Annotated in this window: 25 protein-coding genes; 8 read left to right on the top strand and 17 right to left on the bottom strand. The window is 63.5% G+C overall.

Annotated features, from left to right (window positions below; translation table 11 throughout):
• Positions 1-29: 29 nt before the first annotated feature.
• On the bottom strand, positions 30-1,532 hold the full coding sequence (locus E5678_RS14810; protein WP_136179238.1) for an FAD-linked oxidase C-terminal domain-containing protein: 1,503 nt from the start codon (positions 1,530-1,532) through the stop codon (positions 30-32).
• 235 nt (positions 1,533-1,767) lie between these two features.
• Here E5678_RS14810 and E5678_RS14805 point away from each other — a divergent pair, with 235 nt between their 5' ends.
• Entirely contained in the window at positions 1,768-2,190 is a 423-nt protein-coding gene (locus E5678_RS14805; RefSeq protein WP_136179237.1) for an Hsp20/alpha crystallin family protein, read from the top strand.
• 60 nt (positions 2,191-2,250) lie between these two features.
• On the opposite strand, the gene E5678_RS14800 is transcribed toward E5678_RS14805, so the two are convergent.
• Together E5678_RS14800 and purU are read right to left on the bottom strand one after the other, a co-directional pair.
• On the bottom strand, positions 2,251-3,120 hold the full coding sequence (locus E5678_RS14800; protein ID WP_136179236.1) for a LysR substrate-binding domain-containing protein: 870 nt from the start codon (positions 3,118-3,120) through the stop codon (positions 2,251-2,253).
• A gap of 127 nt (positions 3,121-3,247) precedes the next feature.
• On the bottom strand, positions 3,248-4,096 hold the full coding sequence (gene purU / locus E5678_RS14795; protein WP_136179235.1) for a formyltetrahydrofolate deformylase: 849 nt from the start codon (positions 4,094-4,096) through the stop codon (positions 3,248-3,250).
• Positions 4,097-4,206: 110 nt separating this feature from the next.
• On the opposite strand from purU, the gene E5678_RS14790 reads away from it, so the two are divergent.
• On the top strand, positions 4,207-5,277 hold the full coding sequence (locus E5678_RS14790; protein ID WP_136179234.1) for an SPFH and helix-turn-helix domain-containing protein: 1,071 nt from the start codon (positions 4,207-4,209) through the stop codon (positions 5,275-5,277).
• Between the two features lie 7 nt (positions 5,278-5,284).
• Positions 5,285-6,352 carry a zinc ribbon domain-containing protein gene (locus tag E5678_RS14785; protein WP_136179233.1) on the top strand — a complete coding sequence of 356 codons (1,068 nt, stop codon included), beginning with the start codon at positions 5,285-5,287 and terminating at the stop codon, positions 6,350-6,352.
• Between the two features lie 29 nt (positions 6,353-6,381).
• On the opposite strand, the gene E5678_RS14780 is transcribed toward E5678_RS14785, so the two are convergent.
• Positions 6,382-7,179 (bottom strand): ChaN family lipoprotein, encoded by a 798-nt coding sequence (locus E5678_RS14780; RefSeq protein WP_136179232.1) that lies wholly within the window; start codon positions 7,177-7,179, stop codon positions 6,382-6,384.
• 54 nt (positions 7,180-7,233) lie between these two features.
• Here E5678_RS14780 and E5678_RS14775 point away from each other — a divergent pair, with 54 nt between their 5' ends.
• Entirely contained in the window at positions 7,234-8,316 is a 1,083-nt protein-coding gene (locus E5678_RS14775; RefSeq protein ID WP_136179231.1) for an AbrB family transcriptional regulator, read from the top strand.
• Between the two features lie 144 nt (positions 8,317-8,460).
• Here the strand turns inward: E5678_RS14775 and E5678_RS14770 are convergent, their stop codons facing one another.
• The 3 genes from E5678_RS14770 to E5678_RS14760 form a co-directional block, all read right to left on the bottom strand.
• Positions 8,461-8,745 (bottom strand): DUF3567 domain-containing protein, encoded by a 285-nt coding sequence (locus tag E5678_RS14770; RefSeq protein WP_136179230.1) that lies wholly within the window; start codon positions 8,743-8,745, stop codon positions 8,461-8,463.
• Positions 8,746-8,925: 180 nt separating this feature from the next.
• A complete protein-coding gene (locus E5678_RS14765; protein WP_136179229.1) occupies positions 8,926-10,182 on the bottom strand; it encodes a DUF3108 domain-containing protein in 1,257 nt (418 codons plus the stop codon).
• Positions 10,179-11,078: an IclR family transcriptional regulator gene (locus E5678_RS14760; RefSeq protein ID WP_136179228.1), complete on the bottom strand. Its 900-nt coding sequence runs from the start codon at positions 11,076-11,078 to the stop codon at positions 10,179-10,181. Before E5678_RS14760 ends, E5678_RS14765 begins: the two co-directional genes overlap by 4 nt.
• Positions 11,079-11,286: 208 nt before the next feature.
• On the opposite strand from E5678_RS14760, the gene E5678_RS14755 reads away from it, so the two are divergent.
• Complete coding sequence (locus tag E5678_RS14755; protein WP_136179227.1) at positions 11,287-12,300, top strand: fumarylacetoacetate hydrolase family protein; 1,014 nt, start codon at positions 11,287-11,289, stop codon at positions 12,298-12,300.
• 68 nt (positions 12,301-12,368) lie between these two features.
• On the opposite strand, the gene E5678_RS14750 is transcribed toward E5678_RS14755, so the two are convergent.
• The 3 genes from E5678_RS14750 to E5678_RS14740 form a co-directional block, all read right to left on the bottom strand.
• The gene (locus E5678_RS14750; RefSeq protein WP_136179226.1) at positions 12,369-12,815 is read right to left on the bottom strand and encodes a VOC family protein; all 447 of its coding nucleotides are present in this window, start codon (positions 12,813-12,815) and stop codon (positions 12,369-12,371) included.
• Between the two features lie 102 nt (positions 12,816-12,917).
• Positions 12,918-13,295 (bottom strand): hypothetical protein, encoded by a 378-nt coding sequence (locus tag E5678_RS14745; protein ID WP_136179225.1) that lies wholly within the window; start codon positions 13,293-13,295, stop codon positions 12,918-12,920.
• Positions 13,296-13,342: 47 nt separating this feature from the next.
• A complete protein-coding gene (locus E5678_RS14740; protein WP_136179224.1) occupies positions 13,343-13,729 on the bottom strand; it encodes a TraR/DksA family transcriptional regulator in 387 nt (128 codons plus the stop codon).
• Positions 13,730-13,912: 183 nt separating this feature from the next.
• On the opposite strand from E5678_RS14740, the gene E5678_RS14735 reads away from it, so the two are divergent.
• Genes E5678_RS14735 through E5678_RS14725 form a run of 3 tightly spaced genes read left to right on the top strand, consistent with a single transcriptional unit; the run spans position 13,913 to position 17,252 of the window.
• On the top strand, positions 13,913-14,752 hold the full coding sequence (locus tag E5678_RS14735; protein WP_136179223.1) for an enoyl-CoA hydratase/isomerase family protein: 840 nt from the start codon (positions 13,913-13,915) through the stop codon (positions 14,750-14,752).
• A 38-nt stretch (positions 14,753-14,790) separates the two neighbouring features.
• Positions 14,791-15,894 carry a PhaM family polyhydroxyalkanoate granule multifunctional regulatory protein gene (locus E5678_RS14730; protein ID WP_210731921.1) on the top strand — a complete coding sequence of 368 codons (1,104 nt, stop codon included), beginning with the start codon at positions 14,791-14,793 and terminating at the stop codon, positions 15,892-15,894.
• Between the two features lie 53 nt (positions 15,895-15,947).
• A complete protein-coding gene (locus E5678_RS14725; RefSeq protein WP_136179222.1) occupies positions 15,948-17,252 on the top strand; it encodes an FIST N-terminal domain-containing protein in 1,305 nt (434 codons plus the stop codon).
• A gap of 22 nt (positions 17,253-17,274) precedes the next feature.
• On the opposite strand, the gene E5678_RS14720 is transcribed toward E5678_RS14725, so the two are convergent.
• The 7 genes from E5678_RS14720 to E5678_RS14690 all read right to left on the bottom strand — a co-directional run bounded on the left by E5678_RS14720 (position 17,275) and on the right by E5678_RS14690 (position 23,431).
• Positions 17,275-18,057 carry a ProQ/FINO family protein gene (locus tag E5678_RS14720; RefSeq protein WP_136179221.1) on the bottom strand — a complete coding sequence of 261 codons (783 nt, stop codon included), beginning with the start codon at positions 18,055-18,057 and terminating at the stop codon, positions 17,275-17,277.
• Positions 18,058-18,168: 111 nt separating this feature from the next.
• Positions 18,169-18,453, bottom strand: a complete 285-nt coding sequence (locus E5678_RS14715; protein WP_136179220.1) for a putative quinol monooxygenase — start codon at positions 18,451-18,453, stop codon at positions 18,169-18,171.
• A 23-nt stretch (positions 18,454-18,476) separates the two neighbouring features.
• Positions 18,477-19,772, bottom strand: coding sequence for a TRAP transporter large permease (locus E5678_RS14710; RefSeq protein ID WP_136179219.1), 1,296 nt, complete (start codon positions 19,770-19,772; stop codon positions 18,477-18,479).
• Between the two features lie 4 nt (positions 19,773-19,776).
• Positions 19,777-20,304, bottom strand: a complete 528-nt coding sequence (locus E5678_RS14705) for a TRAP transporter small permease (protein WP_136179218.1) — start codon at positions 20,302-20,304, stop codon at positions 19,777-19,779.
• Between the two features lie 6 nt (positions 20,305-20,310).
• A complete protein-coding gene (locus E5678_RS14700) occupies positions 20,311-21,303 on the bottom strand; it encodes a TRAP transporter substrate-binding protein (RefSeq protein ID WP_136179217.1) in 993 nt (330 codons plus the stop codon).
• An 11-nt stretch (positions 21,304-21,314) separates the two neighbouring features.
• The gene (locus E5678_RS14695) at positions 21,315-22,361 is read right to left on the bottom strand and encodes a Gfo/Idh/MocA family oxidoreductase (RefSeq protein WP_136179216.1); all 1,047 of its coding nucleotides are present in this window, start codon (positions 22,359-22,361) and stop codon (positions 21,315-21,317) included.
• The gene (locus E5678_RS14690; RefSeq protein ID WP_136179215.1) at positions 22,358-23,431 is read right to left on the bottom strand and encodes an isocitrate/isopropylmalate dehydrogenase family protein; all 1,074 of its coding nucleotides are present in this window, start codon (positions 23,429-23,431) and stop codon (positions 22,358-22,360) included. The genes E5678_RS14695 and E5678_RS14690 overlap by 4 nt, the downstream gene beginning before the upstream one ends.
• Positions 23,432-23,440 lie beyond the last annotated feature (9 nt).

Here is a 23,440-nt window from a genome sequence, read left to right as displayed (position 1 = left end):
ACTTCGCCGCTAGGTGCGAAATATGACAGTCAGAAACGGGGTATTTCTGGGAATGAAAGTCGACCGCCGCGCACCAGCATCTTGCCGTACTCGGCGCAACGTTGCAGCGTGGGGATGACTTTGCCCGGGTTGAGCAGGCCCCGGCCATCAAAAGCGCGTTTCACCGCAAACATCTGCTCGTTTTCCTCGGGGGAGAACTGCACGCACATGCTGTTGAGCTTTTCGATGCCCACGCCGTGTTCGCCCGTGACGGTACCGCCCATGGCCACGCTGGTTTCCAGGATATCGGCCCCGAACAGTTCACAGCGGTGCAATTGATCGGGATCGTTGGCATCGAACAGGATCAATGGGTGCAGGTTGCCGTCGCCCGCATGGAAGACGTTGGCGCAGCGAAGTTGGTACTTTTGTTCCATCTCGCCGATGGCGATCAGGATATCGGCCAGGCGCTTGCGCGGGATGGTGGAGTCCATGCACATGTAATCAGGGCTGATGCGCCCGCTGGCCGGGAAGGCGTTTTTTCGTCCGCTCCAAAAACGCAGCCGTTCGGCCTCGTCTTTGCTGACGGTGATGGCCGTGGCACCGCAGGCCCGCAACACGTCGCTCATGCGCCCGATTTCTTCTTCCACTTCTTCTGGCGTGCCATCGCTCTCACAGAGCAGGATGGCCGCGGCATTGAGGTCGTAGCCGGCATGCACAAAACCTTCCACCGCGGCGGTCATGGGTTTGTCCATCATTTCCAGCCCGGCGGGAATGATGCCTGCGGCGATCACAGAGGCCACCGCATCGCCGGCTTTCTGTATGTCGTCGAAGCTGGCCATGATGCAGCGCGCCAGCAAGGGTTTGGGCACCAGCTTGACGGTGACTTCGGTGGTCACGGCCAGCATGCCTTCGCTGCCGATGATGAGGGAGAGCAGGTCGAGCCCGGCGGTATCCATAGACCCACTGCCAAACGTGACGGGTTCACCTTCAATGGTGTAGCCGCGCACCTGCAGCACGTTGTGCACGGTCAGCCCGTATTTCAGGCAATGCACGCCGCCGGCGTTTTCTGCCACGTTGCCGCCGATGGTGCAGGCGATCTGGCTGCTGGGGTCGGGTGCGTAATACAGGCCATGGGGCGCTGCAGCCTCGGAAATCGCCAGGTTGCGCACACCGCTTTGCACCACCGCCGTGCGTGAACGCGGATCGACGGACAGGATGCGGTTGAACTTGGCCAGGGAGAGGGTGACGCCCATGGCGTGGGGCATGGCACCGCCCGAGAGGCCGGTGCCCGCGCCACGCGCGACCACTGGCACCTGGAGCGCATGGCAAGTCTTGAGCACCGCGGCCACTTGCGCCTCGGTTTCTGGCAGCGCCACGACAAGCGGGCGTTGGCGGTAGGCTGTCAATCCGTCACATTCATACGGCACGGTGTCCTCCACCTGCCACAACAAGGCATGTGAGGGCAGCAGCGCTTGCAGCGCGCTCACCACGTCGGCCTGGCGTTGTGTGCGTTCGATTTGGGTGACCTGGGTCGGAGTGGCTGGGGCGTTCATGGCGAGACCTGCGGCTGGGAAGTATTTCAGTTTAGGGGAAGCCACGCGATCGGTGTTGAAGAAACTTGCAGCACCCTGTGCAAGAGATTCCTGACGCCGCTCAAAAAACGGGGTCTTGAAATCGCGTTTCACGGCACTAATTGAATTCCATGGCGGCGCGGCAAGCGCCCCTCCCAGGCCCAGACCAGACGAATGGGACTGGCCTTCGTTCCATGACTTTTCAGGAGATTTCATCATGAACCATTTGATTGCCCGTTCTGGTTTGCTCGACGATTTTTTCAAAGATGTGGCACCCGGTTTTTACGTCAAACCGCTGCACGGCGATTCGCTGCCCGCGCAGATCAAGGTGGATGTAAAAGAAACGCCCGCGGCCTTCACCGTGTTGGCGGAGTTGCCAGGCGTTCCCAAGGAAGATATCCATGTCACAGTCGAGGGCAATGTGGTCACGTTGCGTGCCGAAGTGAAGCAGGAAGACCGCAAGACAGAAGGTGAAAAGGTGTTGCGCAACGAGCGCTACTACGGTGCCTTGACGCGCAGCTTCCAGATGCCCGCAGACATCGACGATACGGCATCCAAGGCCAAGTTTGACCATGGCGTGTTGCAGCTGACGCTGCCAAAAAAAGTGGCGGTTGCGGGTCAGCGTTTGACCATTGAGTGACCGGTTGTTGGCGCGTCAACCCAAACGATTGCGGGGCCGTTGGGCCCCGCTTGACGCCGTTCAGGCGATCGACTTCTTCAGCCACTCTGAGAAGGCGGCGCACTCCCAGCGGTCCATGGTGCCGGTGCGCCAGCACAGGTAGTGGGCATGCGGGCTGGGCACATGGCGTTCATACAGGGGTACCAGGGTTCCATGCTCGAGCCAGGGCGCTGCGAGCTTCAATCGCACCAGTGCCACGCCCATGCCGGCGGCCGCGCCGTCGCACATCAGCCCTACGTCGTTGAACTGTGAGCCTTCTACCGGCTCCGGCCAGTCCAGATCGTGGGCCGCAAACCAGGTGCGCCACGGCTCCAGCGGGCTGCGCAGCAGCGGCACGCCCTCCAGGTCTTCGGGGGTTTCGAACGGCCCGTTTTCCCTGGCAAAGGCGGGTGACGCCAGCGGCGTGACGTCGTCTTTCATCAGGCAGACGTGCTCCACATCCGCATAGCGACCAGTTCCAAAGCGGATCATCAGGTCGGCGTCTTCGGCGACGACATCAAGCAGGGGAATGCTGACCTGGAGCGTGATGTCAATCTCGGGGTAAGCCTCGCTGAACTGTTTGAGGCGTGGCAGCAGGATGGAGCGCGCAAAAGTGGGGGTGACCGCCAGACGCAGCTTGCGGCGGCCCGGCGTGGCCGCGTGACTGGGAAATTTCTGCAGCGTGGCCAGGCCTTCCCGCACATGCGCCAGGTATTCGCAGCCCTCGGTGGTGAGTGAAAAATCTGCCCGGCCGAACAACTTGGTGCCCAGAATCTGTTCCAGTTGTTTGATGCGGTGGCTCACGGCACTGGGCGTGACACACAGCTCCTCGCTGGTTTGGGTGACGCTGCGCAAGCGGGCGAGCGCCTCAAAAGTCAGCAGGCACTGGATGGGCGGAATGCGGACCGTCATGTCGACACCTCAAGGGCACCGAGAGCGGTGGTCCGACCCAGGCGCGATGCGCACGTCCGCCCCAAGCGGACGTGTATCTCCCCAGTGGGGGAGGCAACCCGCGGGGTTGCACCTGGGGGCGCCCTGTTCACTTGAACACCACAGTCTTGTGACCGTTGACCAGCACCCGGTGCTCGCTGTGCCATTTGACGGCGCGTGCCAGCACCTGGCCCTCGGTGTCGCGGCCCAAGGCCGTCAGATCTTCCACGCCATCGGTGTGGTCCACGCGGGCCACATCTTGCTCAATGATGGGGCCTTCGTCCAGATCGGCGGTCACGTAGTGCGCGGTGGCACCGATGAGCTTCACGCCACGGTCATGCGCCTGGTGGTAAGGCTTGGCGCCCTTGAAGCTGGGCAGAAAACTGTGGTGGATGTTGATGGCTTTGCCGGAGAGTTCGCGGCACAGGTCGTTGCTTAAAATTTGCATGTAGCGCGCCAGCACCACGAGCTCAGCGCCTTCGCTGCGGATGATCTCCAGCTGCTTGGCCTCGCCTTGGGCTTTGGTGGCTGCCGTCAGCGGAATGTGGTGAAACGGCACGTTGTAGCCGGCAGCGAGCTGGTAAAAATCCCGGTGGTTGCTCACGATGGCGCGAATGTCCAGCCTCAGCAAACCGCTTTTCCAGCGGAACATGAGGTCGTTGAGGCAGTGGCCGTCCTTGCTGACGAAGATCACGGTCTTCATCGGTTCGGCCAGAGGATGCAGGCTCCATTGCATGGCAAAGGGCTCGGCAAACAGCTTCAGGCCCAGGCGCAGATCGTCCTCGGTGACCTGGTTGCAGGTGAATTGAACGCGCAGGAAGAACAGGCCGGTGGCGTGGTCGTTGTACTGCGCAGCTTCTTCGATGTTGCCGCCGCGATCGAGCAGGAAGCCCGATACAGCGTGCACGATGCCAGGGCGGTCCTGGCAGGAGAGGGTAAGAACGTAGGTGTGTTGCATGGCCTGCGCATTGTCGCAGGCTGCCGGTGTCATGTGTTGTGGCAGCCAACTTGGTACGATGCTCGCTGACCGTTTTCTCCCTCCTATTCCCTGAACCTCTGGAGCAGCACATGGCCCTCATGGATTTCATCAACCGCCAGTTCATCGACGTCATCGAGTGGGTGGACGATTCGCGCGACACGCTGTCTTACCGCTTCCCGGATGACGACAAGCAGATCAAGAACGAGGCGCAGCTGATCGTGCGCGAAGGGCAGGTGGCGCAGTTTGTGTATGTGGGCCAGTACGCCGACACCCTGGGCCCGGGCAAACACACGCTCAAGACGGAAAACATTCCCATCATCAGCGATTTGCTGGGCTGGAAATACAAGTTTCAGACGCCCTTCAAGGCCGACGTCTACTACGTCACCACCCGGGTCTTCACGGGCAACAAATGGGGTACGTCCAATCCGGTGATGATGCGGGACGCCGACTTCGGCGTGGTCCGCATGCGCGCTTTCGGCACCTACGATTTCAAGATCGTGAACCCCGTGCTGTTCCTGAAAGAGATCGCGGGCACCGACCACCATTTCCGACTGGACGAGTTCAACGACGTGATGCGCTCGCGCATCGTCAGCGTCTTCAGCGAAGCCCTGGCCACGGCCAAGGTGCCGGCTCTGGATGTGGCCACGCGCTACGGTGAACTGGGCTCGGCTTTGCTGGAGCCGCTCAATTTCGTGATGCGTGAGAAGTACGGGCTGGAACTCACCGCATTCGTGCTGGAAAACGTGTCGGTGCCGCCCGAGCTGGAGCAGGCCATTGACAAGCGTGGTGCCATGACGGCGATCGGCAACCTCAACGACTACGTGAAGTACAACATGGGCAATGCCCTGGCCGAAGGCAAGGCGGGCGCAGCCGGCATAGGTGCGGAAATGGCCGCTGGGTTGTCCATGGGTCAAGCGATGTTGCAAGGCGGCGCAGGGGCACAACCGCAGGCACAGCCGGGGTTCGTCCCCGGGGCGGCTCCGGTCGCTGGTGCGCCCGGGCCTTTGACGGTGTTCACGCCTGAGCAGGTGGCGCAGACCCTGGGGGTGACCCCGGCCGATGTGATGCAGGAGCTGGAAGCCGGGACGCTCAAGGGCCGCAAGATCGGCAGCCAGTGGCGCATTCCACATGCGGCGCTGGATGAGTTCCTGAAAGGCTGAGCCCGCCATGCAGCTGAGCGAGCTGTCGGCGCAGCAAAAGCTGGCGTGTCCGGCCTGCGGGGGCGAAGCCCAGTGGAACCCTGCCAAGCAGGCGCTGGTGTGCGCCTATTGCGGCACCGAATCGCCCTATACGTTGAAAGATGGCGGTGAGGTGGTCGAGCACGATCTGGTGGCCGCGCTCAAGGCGGTGCCCGACAGCGCACGTGGCTGGCAAGACGATCGCCGCCCGGTGCGGTGCCGGCATTGCCAGGCCATCAGCGTGTTCTCGGCTGTGCAGCAAGGCAAGGCCTGCGATTTTTGTGGCTCGACCGCGCTGGTGCCGTTTGAAGAAACCGGCGACATCATCCGGCCCGAGACCCTGTTGCCGTTTGCTGTGGACGAGCCGGGCGCACGCGACCGCGTGCGCCAGTGGTATGGCTCGCGCTGGTGGGCGCCGAACAACCTCAACCAGAAAGCGCTGACCGACACGCTGCACGGGGTCTACCTGCCGTACTGGACCTTTGATGCGCAGGTCAGCGCGGCCTACACCGCCGAGGCAGGCACGTACTACAAGAACAGCCAGAACAAACGCGAGGTCCGCTGGCGCCAGGTGTCGGGCCGGATCGACCATTTTTTTGATGACACGCTGGTGTGCGGTTCACGTGGCGTCCACCCCCACTTGGTGCAAGCGGTCGAGCCGTTTCCCACCACGACCGATCGACTCAAACCCTATGACCCCGGCTACCTGAGTGGCTGGACAGTGGAGCGTTACCAGCTGGATCTGGTCGGCGCGGCCGAGCAGGGGCGTCAGCGCATGGTGAGCGCTGTTCGTCAGATGTGCGCGCAGGACATCCATGCCGACACCCACCGCAGTCTGCAGGTGGATGCCCGGTTCGACGGCCAGACTTTCAAGCATGTCTTGTTGCCCATCTGGCTGGTGGGGTACCAATACGGGTCCCGCGATTTTCAGGTGGTGATCAATGGCGCCACCGGACAGGTGGCGGGTGAGTACCCCAAGAGCTGGGTCAAGATCGGTATGGCCCTGCTGGGTGTGGCCTTGCTGGGTATGGCCTGGCTTTGGCTGGAAGGGCGCTGACGGCGGCTTGTCCAGGCTTCTGGGCGCACTCAGCGGGCCCAGCGGGCGCGCAGGTCGGCGCAATGGTCTTTTTCGGGGAGGGCGGGTGTGGCCCAGACCACATCGGCCCCTTCGGCTGGCGCCGTGGTGTCGCCGCCGGCCTGCATGAGCACCACGTGTGCCTCTGCCCGCAGCGCGGGGCGCCAGTGGCGCGGAACGCCCAGATCGCGCGCCACATGCCGAGCGCCAGCGATCAGCACCACGCTGTGGCCGGTTTTCACCAGGCCAGCGACCGTCCCGGCCAGTGCCTGATCGCGTGCGATCTGGATACGCACCATGCCGGGCAATTGAGACTCGGGCAGCAGTCCGCAGTGGCTGAGCCGGATGTCTTCGGTCTGGCGGGCCCGGGCCTTGTCGTCCAGCGCGGCGTCCCGTGAAGGGTCCCGCATGACGTCAACCATGGCAGCGCGCGGCAAATTGCCACCGACCACGGGTACCTCGGCCCGCACGGCCGACATCACGACCGGCCCGTAGCGGCGCCAGGGCCAGGCCTCGTCGTCCCATTGCAGGCGTTCGCGCACCAAGGCCTCAGTGGCGCGGGCGGGAAGTCCGCGCGTGTCGCGGCCTTGTTCCGCCATTTCCAGTACCACGGCCTCGAGCCGTCCCTCGCGCCCGAGTTGGATGACCACCTTTCGCTGCAGGGTTTGGTGGGCATCGGCGTCGTGTTGCTCACCCAGCAAGAGGATCATGGCGGGCGGCAGCTCGGTGGGCGTGACCGTTTGTTGCCACAGGCTGCAGGCAGCCAGAGACAGGGACGTGATGAGCGTGACAGCCAATCGACAGTGCATCTGGTGATACTACCCGGCTCAGCTTTCTCCGGCACTTTGCCAATTCCTACGCCCATGTTGGTTCGTTTTTCTCCCCCCGCGTCATGGTGGCGCGTGCTGTCCACTTTGCTGATCGCGCTCGGCGCTGCCTTGGCGTGTGTTGGGTTGCACACGCCCATTCCCTGGATGATCGGGCCGTTGGTGGTGGTGTCGCTGGTGTCCATGGTGGGTGTGCCGACCGAGAGCTGGACACCGCTGCGCAACACAGGCCAATGGGTGATTGGCTCGGCGCTGGGGCTGTATTTCACGCCCGAGGTCGGTGCGCTGATTGCCGGCCTGTGGTGGGCCGTGGTGTTGGGGGTGATCTGGGCGCTGGGCCTGGGCCTGGGGTTTGGTGCCTGGCTGCGCCGGTTGCACGCGGGACGCCTGGCCGGCGTGAGTGCGGAACAGCTGCGCATCACCAGTTATTTCTCAGGGGCGATCGGGGGGGCCTCGGAGATGACCTTGATCGCTGAGCGCCAGGGCGCGCGCACCGATCTGGTGGCCGCGGCCCACAGCCTTCGGGTATTGCTGGTCACGGTCACCATCCCTTTCGCCATGCAAATCTGGGGTGTGGCCCCACTGGATTTGTCCACGCTGGGGGTGCGTGAAGTACATCCCGTCGGTTTGGTGTCGCTGGGCCTGCTGACGCTGGTGGGGGCGCTGGTGATGCAGCGTCTAGGGCGCGCCAACCCCTGGTTTATGGGGGCTTTGATGGTCACGCTCTTGTTCACCTTGGCCGATGTGCAATTCAGTGCGATACCCGGCTGGCTGAGCGCAAGTGCGCAGCTGCTGATCGGGGCGAGCCTGGGCGTGCGGTTCACGCCGGCCTTTGTTCACACGGCTCCTCGCTGGCTGGCGTCGGTTGGCGTGGCGAGCCTGGTGATGATGGGCCTGTGCGCGGCCTTTGCCTGGGGATTGGCTCAGTTGACGGGCCTGCACCCGGCCACCATGATTCTGGGCACTTCACCGGGCGGTATTGCAGAGATGTCGATCACAGCGAAGGTGTTGCAGCTGGGCGTGCCGGTGGTCACGGCATTCCAGGTTTGCCGCCTTGTGGCCGTGTTGATCCTCGCGGAACCGGTTTACCACTGGTGGAGCAGGCGACGCCTGACGTAAAAAAGCCCGGCATGAGCCGGGCGCATAGTGTGAGATGGTTCCAGCTTCAGCGTGCCGCGGGACCGGCTTTGCCGGGCCGACAGCACGGCCCCATTGAGGGGGTGGCGGCTCGAGCATCGGGCCGGCGCAGGGGCGGGCCAGTCCTCAGTGCACCACCATCGGCGTTTGGGCCAGCGTGGCGTAGCCTTCCAGGGTGTCTTCCACCTCTTCCTGCGAGGGGGTGTTCTCTTGCCAGGCTGTGATCTGGATCTGGAACATTTCGGCCCAGGAGCCATCGAGGTAAACCTCTTTTCCGACGCGCTTGTCCACGATTTCAAAACCGTGGCGCGGGATTTGAGGGCCGGCCTGCGTGGGCACTTCGCCCTCCGCGACGGCGTTGGCGAGGATGTGCATCACGGCAAAGGCATCCGAATCGTAAAGCATGTTCATGATGGAAATTCCTTGTAGAAGTGAAACCCTTGGTCCTATGGTCTTTATATCGGCAACCGCGGTACAAACTGCAGGCCTGATGAAGATTTATATGGTGCGCAAGCCTGAAGTTTCAAGATGCGTGTGTTTTTGGGCACTTTTCAGCCCTTAAGCCCAGGGCAAAGTGTGTTGGCACCGGGCTCAGGAGGCCGGAGTGCCCGCAGAGAGCGAGGGCATCTCGTCCAGCAGCTGATCAAGGAAGTCGCCGTTGGATTCCGAGATTCTGATACGCACCGGCAAATTTTCCAGTGTGGGGGCCAGCCATATCTGGACCGTCTTGTCGCCCTTGTGCCGCGGCTGGCGCGTGAGCACCCGTGTGAGGAGGGGTCCGGCCGGCAGATCCAGGGTCGCTTCCGGGCCGATGTCGAAGCTCCAGGTTTCGGTGGAGCTGGCACCCGAGACGGGCAGGCTCAGTGTCTGACCCTCGGTGTATTGGGGGTTGGCGTTGAGCAAACCGCCGAGCTGCAGGCTGATGGAGACCTGATCCTGGGCGCCTGCCAGCAGCGTGTCGACCCTGGCGTTGTTGCTGTACCGGATGCTCTGGGTCTTGCGATCGAACTCCGCCGACTTTTCTTTGCGGCGTTTGTCGCTGAACCGGTCGGGCGCCAGCCCGGCGGCATTCACCTGACCGGTACTGGTCTGGACGATGCTGCCCAGGAGGAAGACGCTCACCTCCTGGCGGGCTTCGTAGGTGGAGCCGTCTTGGCGCCACCTCAGTTCCCCTCCCGCCTGGTAATTCAATCCCTTGATTTGGCCGGCCACGCCGTAGCTCAGGTTGGCGCTGGGGGGCAGTCGGGCGGGCGGCAGTGGCGCGGCGGCGGCTGGGCCGCTGCTGGCTTCATCGCTCGCAGAGGGGGCCGCTTTCGCGGTGGTGTTGTCACCGGGCTCGGACGGCTGGGCGGGTTGGTCTGGGGTGGCATCGCTTGGCTCGCTCACCTCGGTGGGCACAAGCGCCTCTAGGCCCCGCATCGGTTCGGCCGGCAGCTCGAAGGTGGGTGTGTCGTCTATCAAGGCTTCGACGGCCGCTGTGTCGTCGGGTTCAGGCGGCTCGGGCGGCGGCGCAGGTTTCTTCGACACTTTTTTGTGTGGCGGAGGGGCGGGTGTTGGTGGTGCAGGCGGCGGCGCGGGCACGATCCAGCGCACCGTGCTGATGGCCACTTGAGCAGCAGGGGCCTCGGGTGCGGGCGGAGGCGGAAGACCGGCGGCCCGGGCTGCGGCAGCGGGTGTGTCAGCGTTGGACAGCGATGTCGGATCGCTCGATTTGTTTCCCTCGCCCCACCAGGTTGGCAACTGACCGCCCAATGCAAACCAATGACCGGCCAATACCAGGGCGGTCAAGCCCGCCAGCACCGGTTTGGCGGGCGCGGATCCGATCGCACGCGAAATGCGGGAGCTCATGCGTCTGTGCCCGGTTGTTGGGGCTGGTGACCCAGGTCAGCGCTGAGCTGTCGGGCGCAATTCAAGAGGGCTTGTGCCGGCGCCGAATCCCACCGGGTATCCAGCGTGGCCACCGAGCCCAGCACCACGATGCCCATGGCCAATCGCCCCTGGGCATCAAACACCGGTGCGCAGAACCCGGCCACGCCGGGCAGGAGGCTGTGCACCACACGGGCCTGTCCTTGCTGGCGGGCTTCGGCCAGCACTGCATCGACTTCGGCCATGGACAGGGGAACGTCGGGCAGCGAGGGGCCGCCCGGGGGCAGTTTCTTCAGCCGGGTGAGTTCGTCCTTGATCATGGGCAAGATGCGCTGGGCGTCGCGCCCTTCGGATCCCATGAAGGCGGCGAAGCAGCGGCCGGTTGCCGAGGTCAGCAAGGGCATCACGTCGCCCAGGCGCAAAGTGACCGGGACGGTTTGCATGGCTTCTACCCAGTGAACCATGGTGGGCCCCTGGTTGCCCCACACGGCGATGGCGAGTACGTGGCCGGTCTGCGTCAGCAGATCGGCCATGCGCTCCCGGGCCAGCTTGACGGCGTCCATACGGCTCAAGCTGGCCAGGCCGATGCGCAGTGCAGCCGGGCCGAGGTCGTATCGGGTGCTGACCGGGTCCTGGATCACCAGCCCCATGCGCTGGAAGCTGACCAGGTACCGGTGCGCTTTGGCCGCGCTCATGCCCGCGGCGGCGGCCAGGTCGCGCAGCATGAGCGCGCCGGATGCGTTGGACAATGCGTTGAGCAGCTCGAACCCCACCTCCACCGACTGGATGCCCGCGCGCAGGCTCTCGCTGCCAGCAGGCTTGGCGGACGCTGCGCTGGACACGGTGCGGCGGACGGAGGTGGGCTGAGTGGCGGGCATGGAGGTGGAGTAGAAAAGAGGGGGCCGTTCGCGAGCAACTTCACGCGTGAACGGACTTTGGTCTAAAATCCGAGCTTACGGATAGGTTAACCAATTTCACTATTCGTAATCATAAACACGGGCGGTTTTGCACAGAGTGCCCCTCAGGGGGGTCGATCCGTGCAAAATCCAGAACAACACCGCCCTTGGTGGGCAGCAGGAGACTTGCATGAAACTCGCCACTTACAAAGACGGCTCGCGCGACGGACAACTCGTGGTGGTGTCGCGCGACCTGTCAACCGCTCATTATGCGACGGGCATCGCCAGCAAGCTGCAGCAGGCGCTGGACGACTGGAACTTCATTTCGCCTCAGTTGCACGATCTGTACGTGACCCTCAATCAGGGCAAGGCGCGCCACGCTTTTCCGTTTGATCCGGCGCAGTGCATGGCGCCGTTGCCCCGCACTTATCAGTGGGCTGACGGCTCGGCGTACATCAACCATGTGGAACTGGTGCGCGCCGCCCGCAACAGCGAAGTGCCCGAGACGTTCTACACCGATCCCCTGATGTACCAGGGCGGTGGTGACGATTTTATCGGCCCCCGCGACGACGTGATCGTGCCCAGCGAAGACTTTGGTATCGACTTCGAAGCTGAGGTCGCTGTGGTCACGGGTGATGTGGCCATGGGCTGTACGCCAGAGCAGGCGCTGGAGGGTGTGCGCCTCTTGATGCTGGTCAACGATGTATCCCTGCGCAACCTGATCCCGGCCGAACTGGCCAAGGGCTTTGGCTTCTTCCAGAGCAAGCCCGCCAGCGCCTTCGGCCCTGTGGCGGTGACGCCCGACGAGCTGGGCGATGCCTGGCAGGGCGGGCGTGTCCACCTCACCATGGAGAGCACCTGGAACGGCCGCAAGGTCGGCATGTGCGACGCCGGCCCTGAAATGACCTTCCACTTTGGACAGCTCATTGCCCACATCGGCAAGACCCGCAATGTGCGCGCCGGCTCTATCGTGGGCAGCGGTACGGTGAGCAACAAGGGCGTGCCCGGCGCCGATGGCAAAACGGAATGGCCCAAGGGCTACAGTTGCATCGCCGAGAAACGCTGCATCGAGACCATTCTCAACGGCAAGCCCTCGACCGAATTCATGAAGTTCGGCGATACCATCCGTATCGAAATGAAGGGCAAAGATGGCCTGAGCCTTTTTGGTGCGATCGATCAGAAAATCGCAGCGCCCAACAGCTGAACACCATGGCCCCGGGGCGCTTGGATCGGGCTGCCCCGCCGCCCAGGTCGGGCTTTGTGCGCCAGCCTTCAGGCTGCGTAGACCTGATCCAGTGAGGCGAAGCCCTTGACCTCGATCGGATTGCCCGAGGGGTCGCAAAAAAACATGGTCCACTGTTCGCCTGGCAGGCCTTCGAACCGGACCTGAGGCTGCAGCACGAAGTCCACGTCCGCCGTTTCCAGCCGAAGGGCCAGAGCCCGCCACTGTGGGAGCAGCAACACCAGGCCAAAGTGGGGCATGGGCACCATGTGGTCTCCGACGCGGCCGGTGCGTGTGGTGGGGAAGGGCTCACCGAGGTGCAGCGAAATCTGGTGGCTGAAAAAGTCGAAATCCACCCAGGTGTCGGTGCTGCGCCCCTCCGAGCAACCCAGCACCTCGCCGTAGAAGCGCCGGGCGTCGTCCAGATCCCGGACGTGGAAGGCGAAATGGAACAGGCTGCGGGTGTGCAGCGCCTGGTTGGGCGTGTCTTCGTTCATGCGCGCAGCATACCAAGAAGCAGGGGCTGGGAAGCCGCTGGCACAACGGCCTTGCTGGCGCCCGGACGAACCTTGGACAAGCCGGGCGGCCTGCCCCGAATTTCAGCGTTTCGAAGGGTCTTCGGCGAGCTGGTCGTGTTTGAGGAAATACTGGCGCGCCATGGCCACAAGCTGGGGGTCGCTCGGGTGGTCGGTGGTCACCACGTCGACAATGGCTTTGTCCACCGCATGCGCCTGGTGTTTGCAGAAGTCGCGGAACTCCAGTTTGGCGTTCGCTGGCCCGGTCAACAGCACTTCCGTGACGTCGATCAGCGCACCTGCGATCTGCTGAAAGAAATCCTTGTCGGCACCCACATGCCCGTGCTTGGGCGTGTGGTGGCTGCGCGCCTTGATGCGCTCGGCTTCGACGTGTTCCCGGTCAAACATCAGGACATGGGCTTGGCTGTGGTCCATCCAGACAATGGCGTGGAAAGTGGTCATGGGTTGGGTTCCAATCTATAGAAGTTCAAGGTGAAAAAACAGGGCATTCAATAACCGGCCGGCATTGCGCTGCCATGGGCGAGCTCCAGCTTCTCCTGGCAGGCCACACAGCGCAACGCGGTGGGGTTGGCGTGCAACCGGGCATTTGGAATGCTCATGCCGCAGTCCAGGCACAGCCCAAAACTGCCGTCGGCCACGCGTTTGAGGGCTTCGTCGATCGCCACGAGTTCGGCCGACTCGCGCTCCTCCAGTGCCGCAGCCAGGTCGCGATCGGCATCGGCTTTGGACCAGTCGTCGCTTTGCTGGTCCCGCGCTTCGGCGGCGGCTTCGGCGCGGTTGATCTCACCGCCTCGCTGGCTGCGCAGCTGATCCAGCAGGGCCGTGCGCATGCCTTGAAGCTGCTGGGAAAAGGTGTCTGAAATCGGTGGGTTCATGTGGGCTCCTGGTATCGAGGTGTCGTTGATTGATCACCCATGCCTCCATGTTGCGCTGTTGCCTGGTGGCGGGGCTTGATGCAGGTCAATCGGCAGTTCCGAGCGGGTGCACGGCAGAATGGTGTGGGTCGATTCAAACAAGCCGCAGATCCGCACTGCAGGCCATCTCCAGGAGACACTTCCATGCCAACCGTTGACTACAGCCGTTACCAGACCCTGAACATTGCCCGCCGAGGCCCTCTGGTGGGCGGCGTGCCCAGCGTGCTCGATATCCAGATGCGGGCCGATGGGCCCGGTGGCAATGGCAAGCTGCCCACGGCCGGGCATGAAGGGCATTGGGAACTGAGCGAAATCTGGCGTGATGTGGGCCGGGACGACAGCGTGCGCTGCGCGGTGTTGCGGGGCAGTGGCCTGGGCTTCTCCGGCGGCGGTGACCTGGCGCTGGTGCAGGACATGGCCACCGATTTTGAGGTGCGCACCCGGGTCTGGAAAGAGGCCCGGGATTTGGTTTACAACGTCATCAATTGCGACAAACCCATCGTGAGCGCCATGCATGGTCCAGCGGTGGGCGCAGGCCTGGTGGCCGGCTTGCTGGCCGATATTTCGATTGCCGCCAAAAGTGCCAAGATCGTGGATGGGCATACCCGGCTCGGTGTTGCCGCGGGCGATCACGCCGCGATCGTCTGGCCGCTGCTGTGCGGGCTGGCCAAAGCGAAGTACTACCTTCTGTTGTGCGATCCCATCACCGGTGAAGAGGCCGAGCGCATCGGTCTGGTGTCGCTGGCGGTGGAGGAGGCCGATTTGCTCCCCAAGGCCTATGAGGTCGCCGACCGTCTGGCCAGTGGCAGCCAGACTGCCATCCGCTGGACCAAGTATTCGCTCAACAACTGGCTGCGCCAGGCGGGTCCATCGTTTGATACTTCGCTGGCGTTGGAATTCATGGGTTTTGCCGGTCCCGATGTACACGAAGGTGTGGCATCCTTGCGCGAACGGCGTGCCCCACGGTATGGTGTGGACGACTGAACAGCGCGATTTTCAAGAAGATCCACCAGGAGACATCCATGAGCGACACGTCCGGCAGCGGTTTCGGCAAATTTGTCCCCGGCTTTGAGTTTTTGCAGAGCCTGGCCGGCCAAGCGGCGGGGGGGATGGCACAGGGGTTGGGCAACAGCCTCCCCCAGCTGCCCAACCTGAGTCACTGGGTTGCGCCCACCGTCAACGTCGAAGACCTGGAAAAGCGCATCGAAGAACTGAAGGCGGTGCATTTCTGGCTGGACCAGAACACCAAGGCGCTGAGCGCGACGATCCAGGCGCTGGAAGTCCAGAAAATGACACTGGCGACCTTGCACCAGATGAATTTCAGCCTGGGTGATGTAGCCAATGCGCTGAAGATCAAGGCGGCGGAAACTGTTTCCAGCTTCACCGGGCAGCCTCCTGCACCCCCGCCCACCACCACCTTTGCCGGTCTGGAAGTGCCTCCGCGCACCTATGGGTTGCCCCCTGCGCCCATGCCATTCGAGGCGGCCCCAGCGCCTGTACCTGCACCTGTGGCCAGTGCGCCCTCCATGGCTCCGGATGGGGCAACAGCGAAGGCCGGGCCTCAAGGCGGGGTGGTCGACCCGGTGCAATGGTGGGGTGCTTTGTCACAGCAGTTCCAGAACATCGCGGCCAATGCCATGAAAGATGTGGCCAAGCAGACCACGCTGGACACCACGCGGCATGTGGCGTCGGGGCTGACCGAGCAGGCCGTGAAAACCGCGACGGGCGTGGCCGGCAAGGTCACGGGCACGGTGGCGCGCAATGTGGGCATGGCAGCGGGCATGGGCAAGGCCGCCGCGCGCGCCGTGACGGGCAGCGGCGCGACAAAGCCCGCTCAGCCGGCACCAAAGGTCAAGGCCAAGGAAAAACCCCGCACCAGAGCCACGCCGAAAGTGGCCAGCAAGAGTGCACCCAAAGCCGCAACGGCTCAGCCACTGTCCATGGGCGACTGGCCCTTGCCGGCGGTATTTTTCCCAGGCTTTCAAGCGCCCGCAACGGCGCCCAAACCCGCGCGGAAATCGGCGTCGGCACCTGTGCCTCGTCCCGCCGGCAAAAAATCCGTGGGCAGTGCCCGCAAGAAACCTGCGGCCAAGGCCGCATCTGGCCGCCGCGCCTCCAAGTCTTAACGTGTCCCTTGATGCTGGCCTGATCCCATCAGCCGGCATCATCTCCATGCTGCATGAAACGATTCCCATACGCCCACGCCACCCACCCTCAATGGCGCATGGCCGCCGCTTTGGTCCTGGCCCAGCTGCGCGCCCTGATGGCCCTGCCGGACTATGCAGCCTCGCCATCGCTGGGCCTGATCTACGTGACCGATCACTACGCGACCGATGCGCAGGCGATTCTTGAACACCTGAGTGCCGAGCTGCCCGAGGTGACGGATTGGGCGGGAACCGTGGGTGTGGGCATCGCGGCCAACAATGTGGAGTACTTCGATGAGCCGGCCATGGCCATCATGTTGTGCGACCTCAGCCCCGATCAGTACCGGGTGTTCAGCGGCGTGGCCCCGTTGGCCGTGAGCGGCCAAGGCAATGAGGGCTTTGTGGCACACACCGCGCTGGTGCATGCCGATGGTCGAACCCCCGATCTGCCCGAGCTCATCGCGGAGATCGCGCAACGCACCGCATCGGGCTATGTTTTCGGCGGACTGGCGGGCAGCCGCACCGTTGACGTGCAGTTCGCCACCAGCAGCGCCGGCCACCTGCGCGGGCAAGGCGCGGCTGGAGGCGTGTTTTTCGGAGGGCTCAGCGGTGTTGCCTTTGGCCCTGGGGTGCAGCTGATCTCTCGTGTGACCCAGGGCGCACAGCCGGTCGGGCCGGAACACGAGATCACCGCGGTTGACGGCAACCTGGTCCTGTCCCTCGATGGTCAGCCCGCGTTGGATGTGTTGGTGAAAGAGTTGGGCATTTCACTGGAGCAGCCGGAGCAGGCGATGCCCAAATTGCGCAGCACCCTGGTGGGCTTGACGCAACCCCAGCACATGCCCGATGACGCCGCTTCGCCAGGCATGCGCCATGCACGAGGACAATTCGGGCCCGAAGTCACGGTGCGCCACCTGATCGGTCTCGATCCCGGCCGAAAGGGCGTGGCCATTGCGGACCAGCCGCCGGTGGGGACCCACATGGCGTTTTGTGAGCGCCATGTGCAGGCGGCGCGGGCCGACCTCATGCGTGTGTGCGCCGAGATTCGCGAAGAGCTGGAGCCCGAAGAGATCAGCGTGGAGGCGGCAGCAGCGCTGGGCGCCGCCGAACTCGACAGCACCGCTCCCGCTCTAACGCTGCGCATCGCCGGGGCGGTGTACGTGAGCTGCTCAGGTCGGGGAGGGCCCCACTTCGGTTCACCGAGTGCTGAACTGCAAACCGTGCGCCGCGCGTTGGGCGATGTACCGCTGGTGGGGTTTTTTGCCAATGGCGAAATCGCCCATCAGCAGTTGTACGGTTACACCGGCGTGCTGACGGTGTTCACCATGCCGGCGGCCTGAGGGCCGCCGGGCCTGGCGAGCTTCATGTCACCGGAGCCGACTGGTCGCGCCGGGCCTTGGCGCGTTCCAGCGTGCGGTTGGCGTCGAGCACATGCAAGCCGTACATGTCCGCGAACTCGTTGAGATTTTTGCCGCTGGCCTCAAAGGTGCGCAGCAAGGCCTCGTCGCGTGCGATGCCACTGGCTGCGGCCTCGACCGCGTCGGCGGTGATCTGGTTGACTTCTTCGTCCTTGCCCGAAACGAGCTCCAGGTAGGCGTCGCGCGAGAGGCCTGAGACCTCAAAGGCGGCTGCAATGCGCTGGCGCATTTTGGGGCGCAGGTCTTCGCGGCTGCGCGCGCCGCGGCGGCGGAACACTTCGATCAGCGCGTGGTGCACGTGCTCAGGCGCCAGGATTTCCACCGGTTCACCCGCCAGATCGTGGCGCTGCAGTCCCGCAGCCACAGCAGTCAGGTAGCGGCTGGAGCGCGTGTGCAGGGCCAGGGCGGCTTTCAGCCCGTCTTTGTCCAGCGCTTCGGGCTGGGCGGCGAGCAGGTCCTGGAAGATGCCGCGCTTGAGTGGCAGCAGCGTTTCGCCAAACAGGGCCGGGTACAGGGTGGCCAACTGATCGAGCACAGGGTGCTGGCGGGCCGCCGGCGCCGCGTTGTTGCGTGCACCCCCGCGACCGCTGCCGGCGTTGTTCGGCTTGTTGTTGCGGCGACCTGCAGGACGGGGCGGCCTCGCCTCGCCTGTTGGCTGGTCTTGGGGCTCTGGCGACGCCTCGGTGGGGGCGATCGGGTCTGGGGTGTCGGAGGCTTGTTCGCTCATGAATAAATGCTGGATCGCGTCGGTCAAACCCAGCATCATGCCAGCCATTGCGGCCAAGGCCAAGCCGCAGGGGCTAAACGGTCTTGTTTCGACCGCTTTTTATCCCCGTTCTCAGAGGCGCCGCAAGCGCTGGACGCGCTTGGAGGCCACCCAGGTGGCGGTGAGTTCGCTCATGCTTTTGAAGTGCGGTGCTTCCAGATGGGCTTGCACAGCCGCTTCATCCGTGTAGAGCTCGTACAGGAAGAACAGACCCGGATCGGCCGGGTCACGGCACACATCAAACATGTGGCATCCCGGTTCCTGCTCCAGCGAACTGCGTGCGTTGTCGCAAATGGCGGTCTCAAAAGCGTCTTCAAAACCGGGGTGGATGTGGAAATCAACAACAAGGGCTTGCATGGGGCGGTTCTCGGAATCGGACGTCAGTTGGACATCGACTGGATCAGGCGGGGCAGCCAGGTCGATAGCGCAGGAATGTAGGTGATCAGGAGCACCACGGTGAATGTGGCGGCCATGAGCGGCCACAGGTGTTTGGTGATTTCCCCAATGCCCACCTTGGCCAGTTTGGCGGCGACGAACAACGTGCCGCCCACCGGGGGGGTGTACAACGCAATGGCCAGGTTGGCCGTCATCACGACGCCGATGTGCACCATGTCCATCTCAAAGTGTTTGGCCAGCGGCAGGAACAGCGGCGCCGACAGCAACATGGCGGGCAACGGTTCGATGAAAATGCCCAGCAGCAACAGGCAGACGTTGAAGAGCATCAGGAACATCCAGGGCTCGGTGGCCACCACCTGAATCCATGCGGCCATTTGCACCGCCACCTGCTCGACGGTGATCAACCAGGCCATAGCGCCCGTGGCACCAATCACCAGCATGACCGTGGCGCTGGTGATGAACGCGTTGAGCAGCAGCTGGGGGATGCGGCGCCAGGACAGGTCTTTGTAATAGAACAGTGACACGATCAGGCCGTAGAACACGGCAATGGCGGCGGACTCACTCGGCGTGAACACACCGGTCCAGATGCCGCCGATGATGATGATGGGCATCAACAGCGCGGGGCCAGCGTCGCGGGTGGCGGTCCAGATTTCCTTCAGCGTCGAGCGGTCTTCACCCGTGTCGCAACCCGACTTTTTGCCGTGCCACATGCACACCACGATCAGCGCAATGGCCGAGGCGATGGCGGGCAGCAGGCCGGCCATTGAAAGGGTGCGCATGGACACGCCTGAGATGAAGGCGTATATCAGGAACGGAATCGACAGCGGCATCAGCAGGGCAATGGTACCCGCGACGGCCAGCAGGGCGGCCGCAAAGCCACGCGAATACCCCCTTGCAATCATGGAGGGGATCACCAGCGAACCAATGGCAGCTGTGTCGGCAATGGCTGAGCCGGAGACGCCGCCAAACATGGTGCAGCTGATGACCGTGACCACGCCCAGGCCACCGGGCAACCACCCGAACAGCACGCGGGCGAATTCCACAATGCGCTTGCCCACACCGCCTTGCGCGAGCAACTCGCCGGCGAAGACAAACAGTGGCACCGCCAGCAAGATGAAGGGTTCCACGCCGCCGATGAAGGACAGGAAGATGGTCTCCATCGGGTGACCGAGGTTCTGGGCCCAGATGATGCCCACGGTGGTCACGAGTATGGAGAAGAGCAGGGGAACCCCTGCCAGCGCGATCAGGAAGAAGACGCCAAAAAGTGTGAGGGCTAGCACGGGGTTACTCCGAAGCAGGGTAGCGTTGATCGCGGGGCACGCCCGCCAGGATTTGCCAGAGGTCCCAGCACATGAAGACCAGCATCAAGCTGCTGCCCACGGCCATGCCCATGTACTGGATAGCCACAGGCCAGCCGAGCACGGTGAGCTGGTTGCCCCAGTTGACTTCCACCAGGTTCCAGCCGTAATAGGTGAGCACCACGAGCATGCCCAGGCAAATGGTTTGCACCACCGCATCGGCCCACCGGCGCTGCGCTGGATTGAGTTTGTCGATGAACTCGGTGATGCTCATGTGAGAGCCCCGTTGCACGGCACACGCGCCCCCCAGGAAAGTGACCCAGACCAGCAGGAGCTCGCCAAACTCTGTGACCCAGGCCAGGTCCTTGTTGATGATGTGCAGGCTGACGTTGAAAAACACCATCGTGGCCATCGTCGCGCCGATAGCAATCACCGTCCAGTCGACCAGGCGACCGAGCAAGCGAAGAGGCAGGGGTGCGGGAGACTGCGGGCCGAGCAGGGGGGCGTGTGTCATGGCGGTTTACTTGACGCTGGCCCGCACCATTTCGGCGTCTTTGAGGAAAGCGTCGACATCGGCCCCAAACTTCTCACGGGCCTGGCCATACACCGGTTGCACTGCCTTGCGGAAGGCTTCCACATCGGGTTTGGCGTTGACCTTGGCGCCTTTTTTGGTCATTTCGGCCAGCTGTTTGGCGTCGTTGCCCGAGATCAGCTCGCGGCTGAATTTGGCGGCAATCTGCGCGGCTTCGGTGACGGCTTTGCGATCGGCTTCCGAGAATTTCTGCCAGGTTTTTTCGCTGACCGCCAGCGGGATCGGGCTGTAGACGTGGTTGGTCAGGGTGACGTTGGGCGCCACTTCATAAAACTTGTTCGAGAAGATGGTGTCGATCGGGTTTTCCTGGCCTGACACCGCGCCCTGCTGGATGGCGAGGTAGACCTCGGGCAAGGGCATGATCTGAATGTTGAAGCCCATGGCTTCCAGTGTCCAGCGCATCATTTCGTTGGGGAACGTGCGCAGCTTCTTGCCCTTGGCATCCTCGGGCGAGTTCAGCGGCTCCTTGGTGGTCATGCTGCGAAAACCGGCTTCCCAGGTGGACAGAAAACGGAAACCTTTTTCGGGTGCCTTGTCGAACTGGGCCTTGAGCCATTTGCTCTCGTCGTAGAGCTTCCAGCCTTGCTGGTAGTTGTCCACCAGGAAAGGCAACATGGTCAGGTTGAGGGTGGGCACATGGGTCGCATAGGAGCCGGTGGCCGACACCGTGAAGTCGATTCCGCCGAGCGCGAGCTGCTCGATGTTCTTGGGATCGTTGCCGAGTTGGCTGCAGCAGAAGGTGCGCACCACGTAGCGGCCCTGGGTGAGCTCTTCCACCTTCTTGGCAAATACCTCGGCGGCGGCCTGGCGGGCGCCCGATTGCTGGTCGGTGTGGCTGAACTTCAGCACGGTCTGCGCCTGGGCGGCCGAGAAACTCAGCGTGGCCGCAGCGGCGATCAGGGTGTATCGAATGGCTTTCATGTTTGTCTCCTTCAGTTGGCGGGGTCTTGGGGTTGAAAATCCGCCAGCAAGACCCTGCGTCCACTGGCGTGTGAGTGATAAATGGCTTCCTCGATGCGCAAGATTTCCAGGTAGTCCCGGGCGCTGTTTTGCAACGGGGAAGCGTTGTTCAAATGGGCCAGCACATGGGCGTGCAATGCGGTGCATGCGCCGCCATGCGGGCCTTCGGTGGTGCCTTCGTAGGCGTGCTGGCTTTCGGTGCCGTGATGGGGCTTCCACCAGAGCCGGGCGTTGCCATCCAGCCGCATCACGCCGCGTTCCCCTTCGAGCCACATTTCGCCCAAGGTGGTGCGCGGGTTGTCGGCTGTGTGGTCGTTGAGGCGGTTTCCATCGAACAGGCCTTGGCGTTGGTCTGCAAACTCGAAAATCACCAAGCCGGCATCTTCGCCCGCGATGTGCGGGTTGAGGCGGCGCAGGCGGGCGGTCACCGCGACCACGTCGCCCATCAGGTAGCGGAAGGTGTCCACGTAGTGCACGCCGGTTTCCCGGATGAGCAGGCGCGGCATCTGCTGGAAATAGGGTTGGCGGTCGAGGTAGGCATTCGGGCCTTGACCGTCGCCTGTGCGCAGCCGGAACGTGATGCCGTGTACCCGGCCAAAATGACCCGCATCCATCAAACGCTTGCACTCCCGATACCAGGGGCTGAAACGGAAGTTTTCGTGGATCACCAGAGGCGTGTCCAGACGCTCCGCTTCTTCGGTCAGGGCCGTTGCTTGTGCAATGTCGACGCCAAAGGGCTTCTGGCACACGGTCGCAATGCCCTTAGCCAGTGCGGCGCGAACCACCGGAGCTTGGGCGCCGGGGGGCAGCACGACATCGACCACGTCGGGGCTCAGTTCTTCGATCATGGTCGCGGCGTCGCTGAACACCTCGGCAACTCCAAACCGCGTGGCCATGGCCTGGGCTTTGGTCAAGTCGGTGTCGCACAGTGCCACCACCGTGGCCCCCGCCGCTTGCCAGCCCTGCACATGGAACTGTGCAAAGTACCCGGCTCCAACGATGGCGATGCGCTGGCTCACAGCCGCTCCAGCACCGCGCGGGTGATGTCTGCCGTGCCGCTGGTACCGCCGAACTCTCGGGGGCGAACCGATTGGCTGACGAAGGCTGCTTGCACTGCGTTTTCGATGGTGCGCGCGCCCACGGCGAGCGCGTCGTCTTGTTGGCGAATGGCCAGCCAGTCGAGCATCATGGCGGCCGAGAGAATCATCGCGGTCGGGTTGGCAATGCCTTGGCCGGCGATGTCGGGCGCGGTGCCGTGGGCGGGCTGGAACAGGCCGTGGTGGTCGCCGATGTCGCCCGATGGCGCCATGCCCATGCCGCCCACGAGCGAGGCGATGAGGTCGGACAGGATGTCGCCGAACATGTTTTCGGTGACCAGCACGTCGTATTGCCAGGGCTTGAGCACCAGGTTCAGCGCCATGGCATCCACATAGGCGTTTTCGGTTTGGACGCTGGGGTGCAGCTTGGCGCGTTCTTCGAAGATCTGGCGCCAGAAGGCCATCGAGGCAAAGACGTTGGCCTTGTCCACGTTGGTGACCTTGCCGGGCTTGCCGAGCTTGGCCCGGTCTTCGGCGAGTTTCAGGGCGAAATCGACGATGCGCGTGGTGCCTGCTCGGCTGATTTTTTGTGTGTCGTACACGGCGTCAGCTTCTACAACGCCGCGACCGCGGGCATAGAAGAGACCTTCGGTGTTTTCGCGTACCAACACCAGATCGATCGCTGTGGCGCGCGGGTCTGAGAGGGGCACGGGCAAGCCCGGCCAGGTGCGCACCGGGCGCACGCCGGCGTAGAGGTCGAGCGCAAACCGGATGTCGAGTTGGGGAATGATTTCCGTGCCGTCGGCGCCGCGCACGTGGGGCAAGCCCATGGCGCCAAACAGAATGGCATCGGCGGCGCGGCAGGCCGCCAGGGTGGACTCGGGGAGCGATTCACCGGTGTCCACATAGTTTTGCGCGCCAGCGGGGTGGTGCTGGGTGACGAACTGGCGGTCGATTCGGGTTCCGACCGCTTGGAGCACCTGCAAGGCGCTGTCCATGACTTCGGGACCGATGCCATCGCCGGGCAATACCGCAATAGAGAGTTGTTTCATGGTGTTTGG

Source organism: Hydrogenophaga sp. PAMC20947, assembly GCF_004795855.1.
In the GTDB taxonomy this organism is placed as follows: domain Bacteria; phylum Pseudomonadota; class Gammaproteobacteria; order Burkholderiales; family Burkholderiaceae_C; genus Hydrogenophaga.
The sequence above is the reverse complement of the archived record's forward strand: the minus strand, read 5'-3'. Positions and strand labels throughout refer to the sequence as shown.

Coding starts and splice junctions, on each gene's coding strand:
- E5678_RS14810 (WP_136179238.1), bottom strand. CDS start 1,532: ATGAACGCCCCAGCCACTCCGACCCAGGTCACCCAAATCGAACGCACA.
- E5678_RS14755 (WP_136179227.1), top strand. CDS start 11,287: ATGAAACTCGCCACTTACAAAGACGGCTCGCGCGACGGACAACTCGTG.
- E5678_RS14730 (WP_210731921.1), top strand. CDS start 14,791: ATGAGCGACACGTCCGGCAGCGGTTTCGGCAAATTTGTCCCCGGCTTT.
- E5678_RS14715 (WP_136179220.1), bottom strand. CDS start 18,453: ATGCAAGCCCTTGTTGTTGATTTCCACATCCACCCCGGTTTTGAAGAC.
- E5678_RS14705 (WP_136179218.1), bottom strand. CDS start 20,304: ATGACACACGCCCCCCTGCTCGGCCCGCAGTCTCCCGCACCCCTGCCT.
- E5678_RS14700 (WP_136179217.1), bottom strand. CDS start 21,303: ATGAAAGCCATTCGATACACCCTGATCGCCGCTGCGGCCACGCTGAGT.
- E5678_RS14765 (WP_136179229.1), bottom strand. CDS start 10,182: ATGAGCTCCCGCATTTCGCGTGCGATCGGATCCGCGCCCGCCAAACCG.
- E5678_RS14725 (WP_136179222.1), top strand. CDS start 15,948: ATGAAACGATTCCCATACGCCCACGCCACCCACCCTCAATGGCGCATG.
- E5678_RS14780 (WP_136179232.1), bottom strand. CDS start 7,179: ATGCACTGTCGATTGGCTGTCACGCTCATCACGTCCCTGTCTCTGGCT.
- E5678_RS14770 (WP_136179230.1), bottom strand. CDS start 8,745: ATGAACATGCTTTACGATTCGGATGCCTTTGCCGTGATGCACATCCTC.
- purU (WP_136179235.1), bottom strand. CDS start 4,096: ATGCAACACACCTACGTTCTTACCCTCTCCTGCCAGGACCGCCCTGGC.
- E5678_RS14775 (WP_136179231.1), top strand. CDS start 7,234: ATGTTGGTTCGTTTTTCTCCCCCCGCGTCATGGTGGCGCGTGCTGTCC.
- E5678_RS14720 (WP_136179221.1), bottom strand. CDS start 18,057: ATGAGCGAACAAGCCTCCGACACCCCAGACCCGATCGCCCCCACCGAG.
- E5678_RS14790 (WP_136179234.1), top strand. CDS start 4,207: ATGGCCCTCATGGATTTCATCAACCGCCAGTTCATCGACGTCATCGAG.
- E5678_RS14750 (WP_136179226.1), bottom strand. CDS start 12,815: ATGAACGAAGACACGCCCAACCAGGCGCTGCACACCCGCAGCCTGTTC.
- E5678_RS14690 (WP_136179215.1), bottom strand. CDS start 23,431: ATGAAACAACTCTCTATTGCGGTATTGCCCGGCGATGGCATCGGTCCC.
- E5678_RS14740 (WP_136179224.1), bottom strand. CDS start 13,729: ATGAACCCACCGATTTCAGACACCTTTTCCCAGCAGCTTCAAGGCATG.
- E5678_RS14760 (WP_136179228.1), bottom strand. CDS start 11,078: ATGCCCGCCACTCAGCCCACCTCCGTCCGCCGCACCGTGTCCAGCGCA.
- E5678_RS14745 (WP_136179225.1), bottom strand. CDS start 13,295: ATGACCACTTTCCACGCCATTGTCTGGATGGACCACAGCCAAGCCCAT.
- E5678_RS14785 (WP_136179233.1), top strand. CDS start 5,285: ATGCAGCTGAGCGAGCTGTCGGCGCAGCAAAAGCTGGCGTGTCCGGCC.
- E5678_RS14735 (WP_136179223.1), top strand. CDS start 13,913: ATGCCAACCGTTGACTACAGCCGTTACCAGACCCTGAACATTGCCCGC.
- E5678_RS14800 (WP_136179236.1), bottom strand. CDS start 3,120: ATGACGGTCCGCATTCCGCCCATCCAGTGCCTGCTGACTTTTGAGGCG.
- E5678_RS14805 (WP_136179237.1), top strand. CDS start 1,768: ATGAACCATTTGATTGCCCGTTCTGGTTTGCTCGACGATTTTTTCAAA.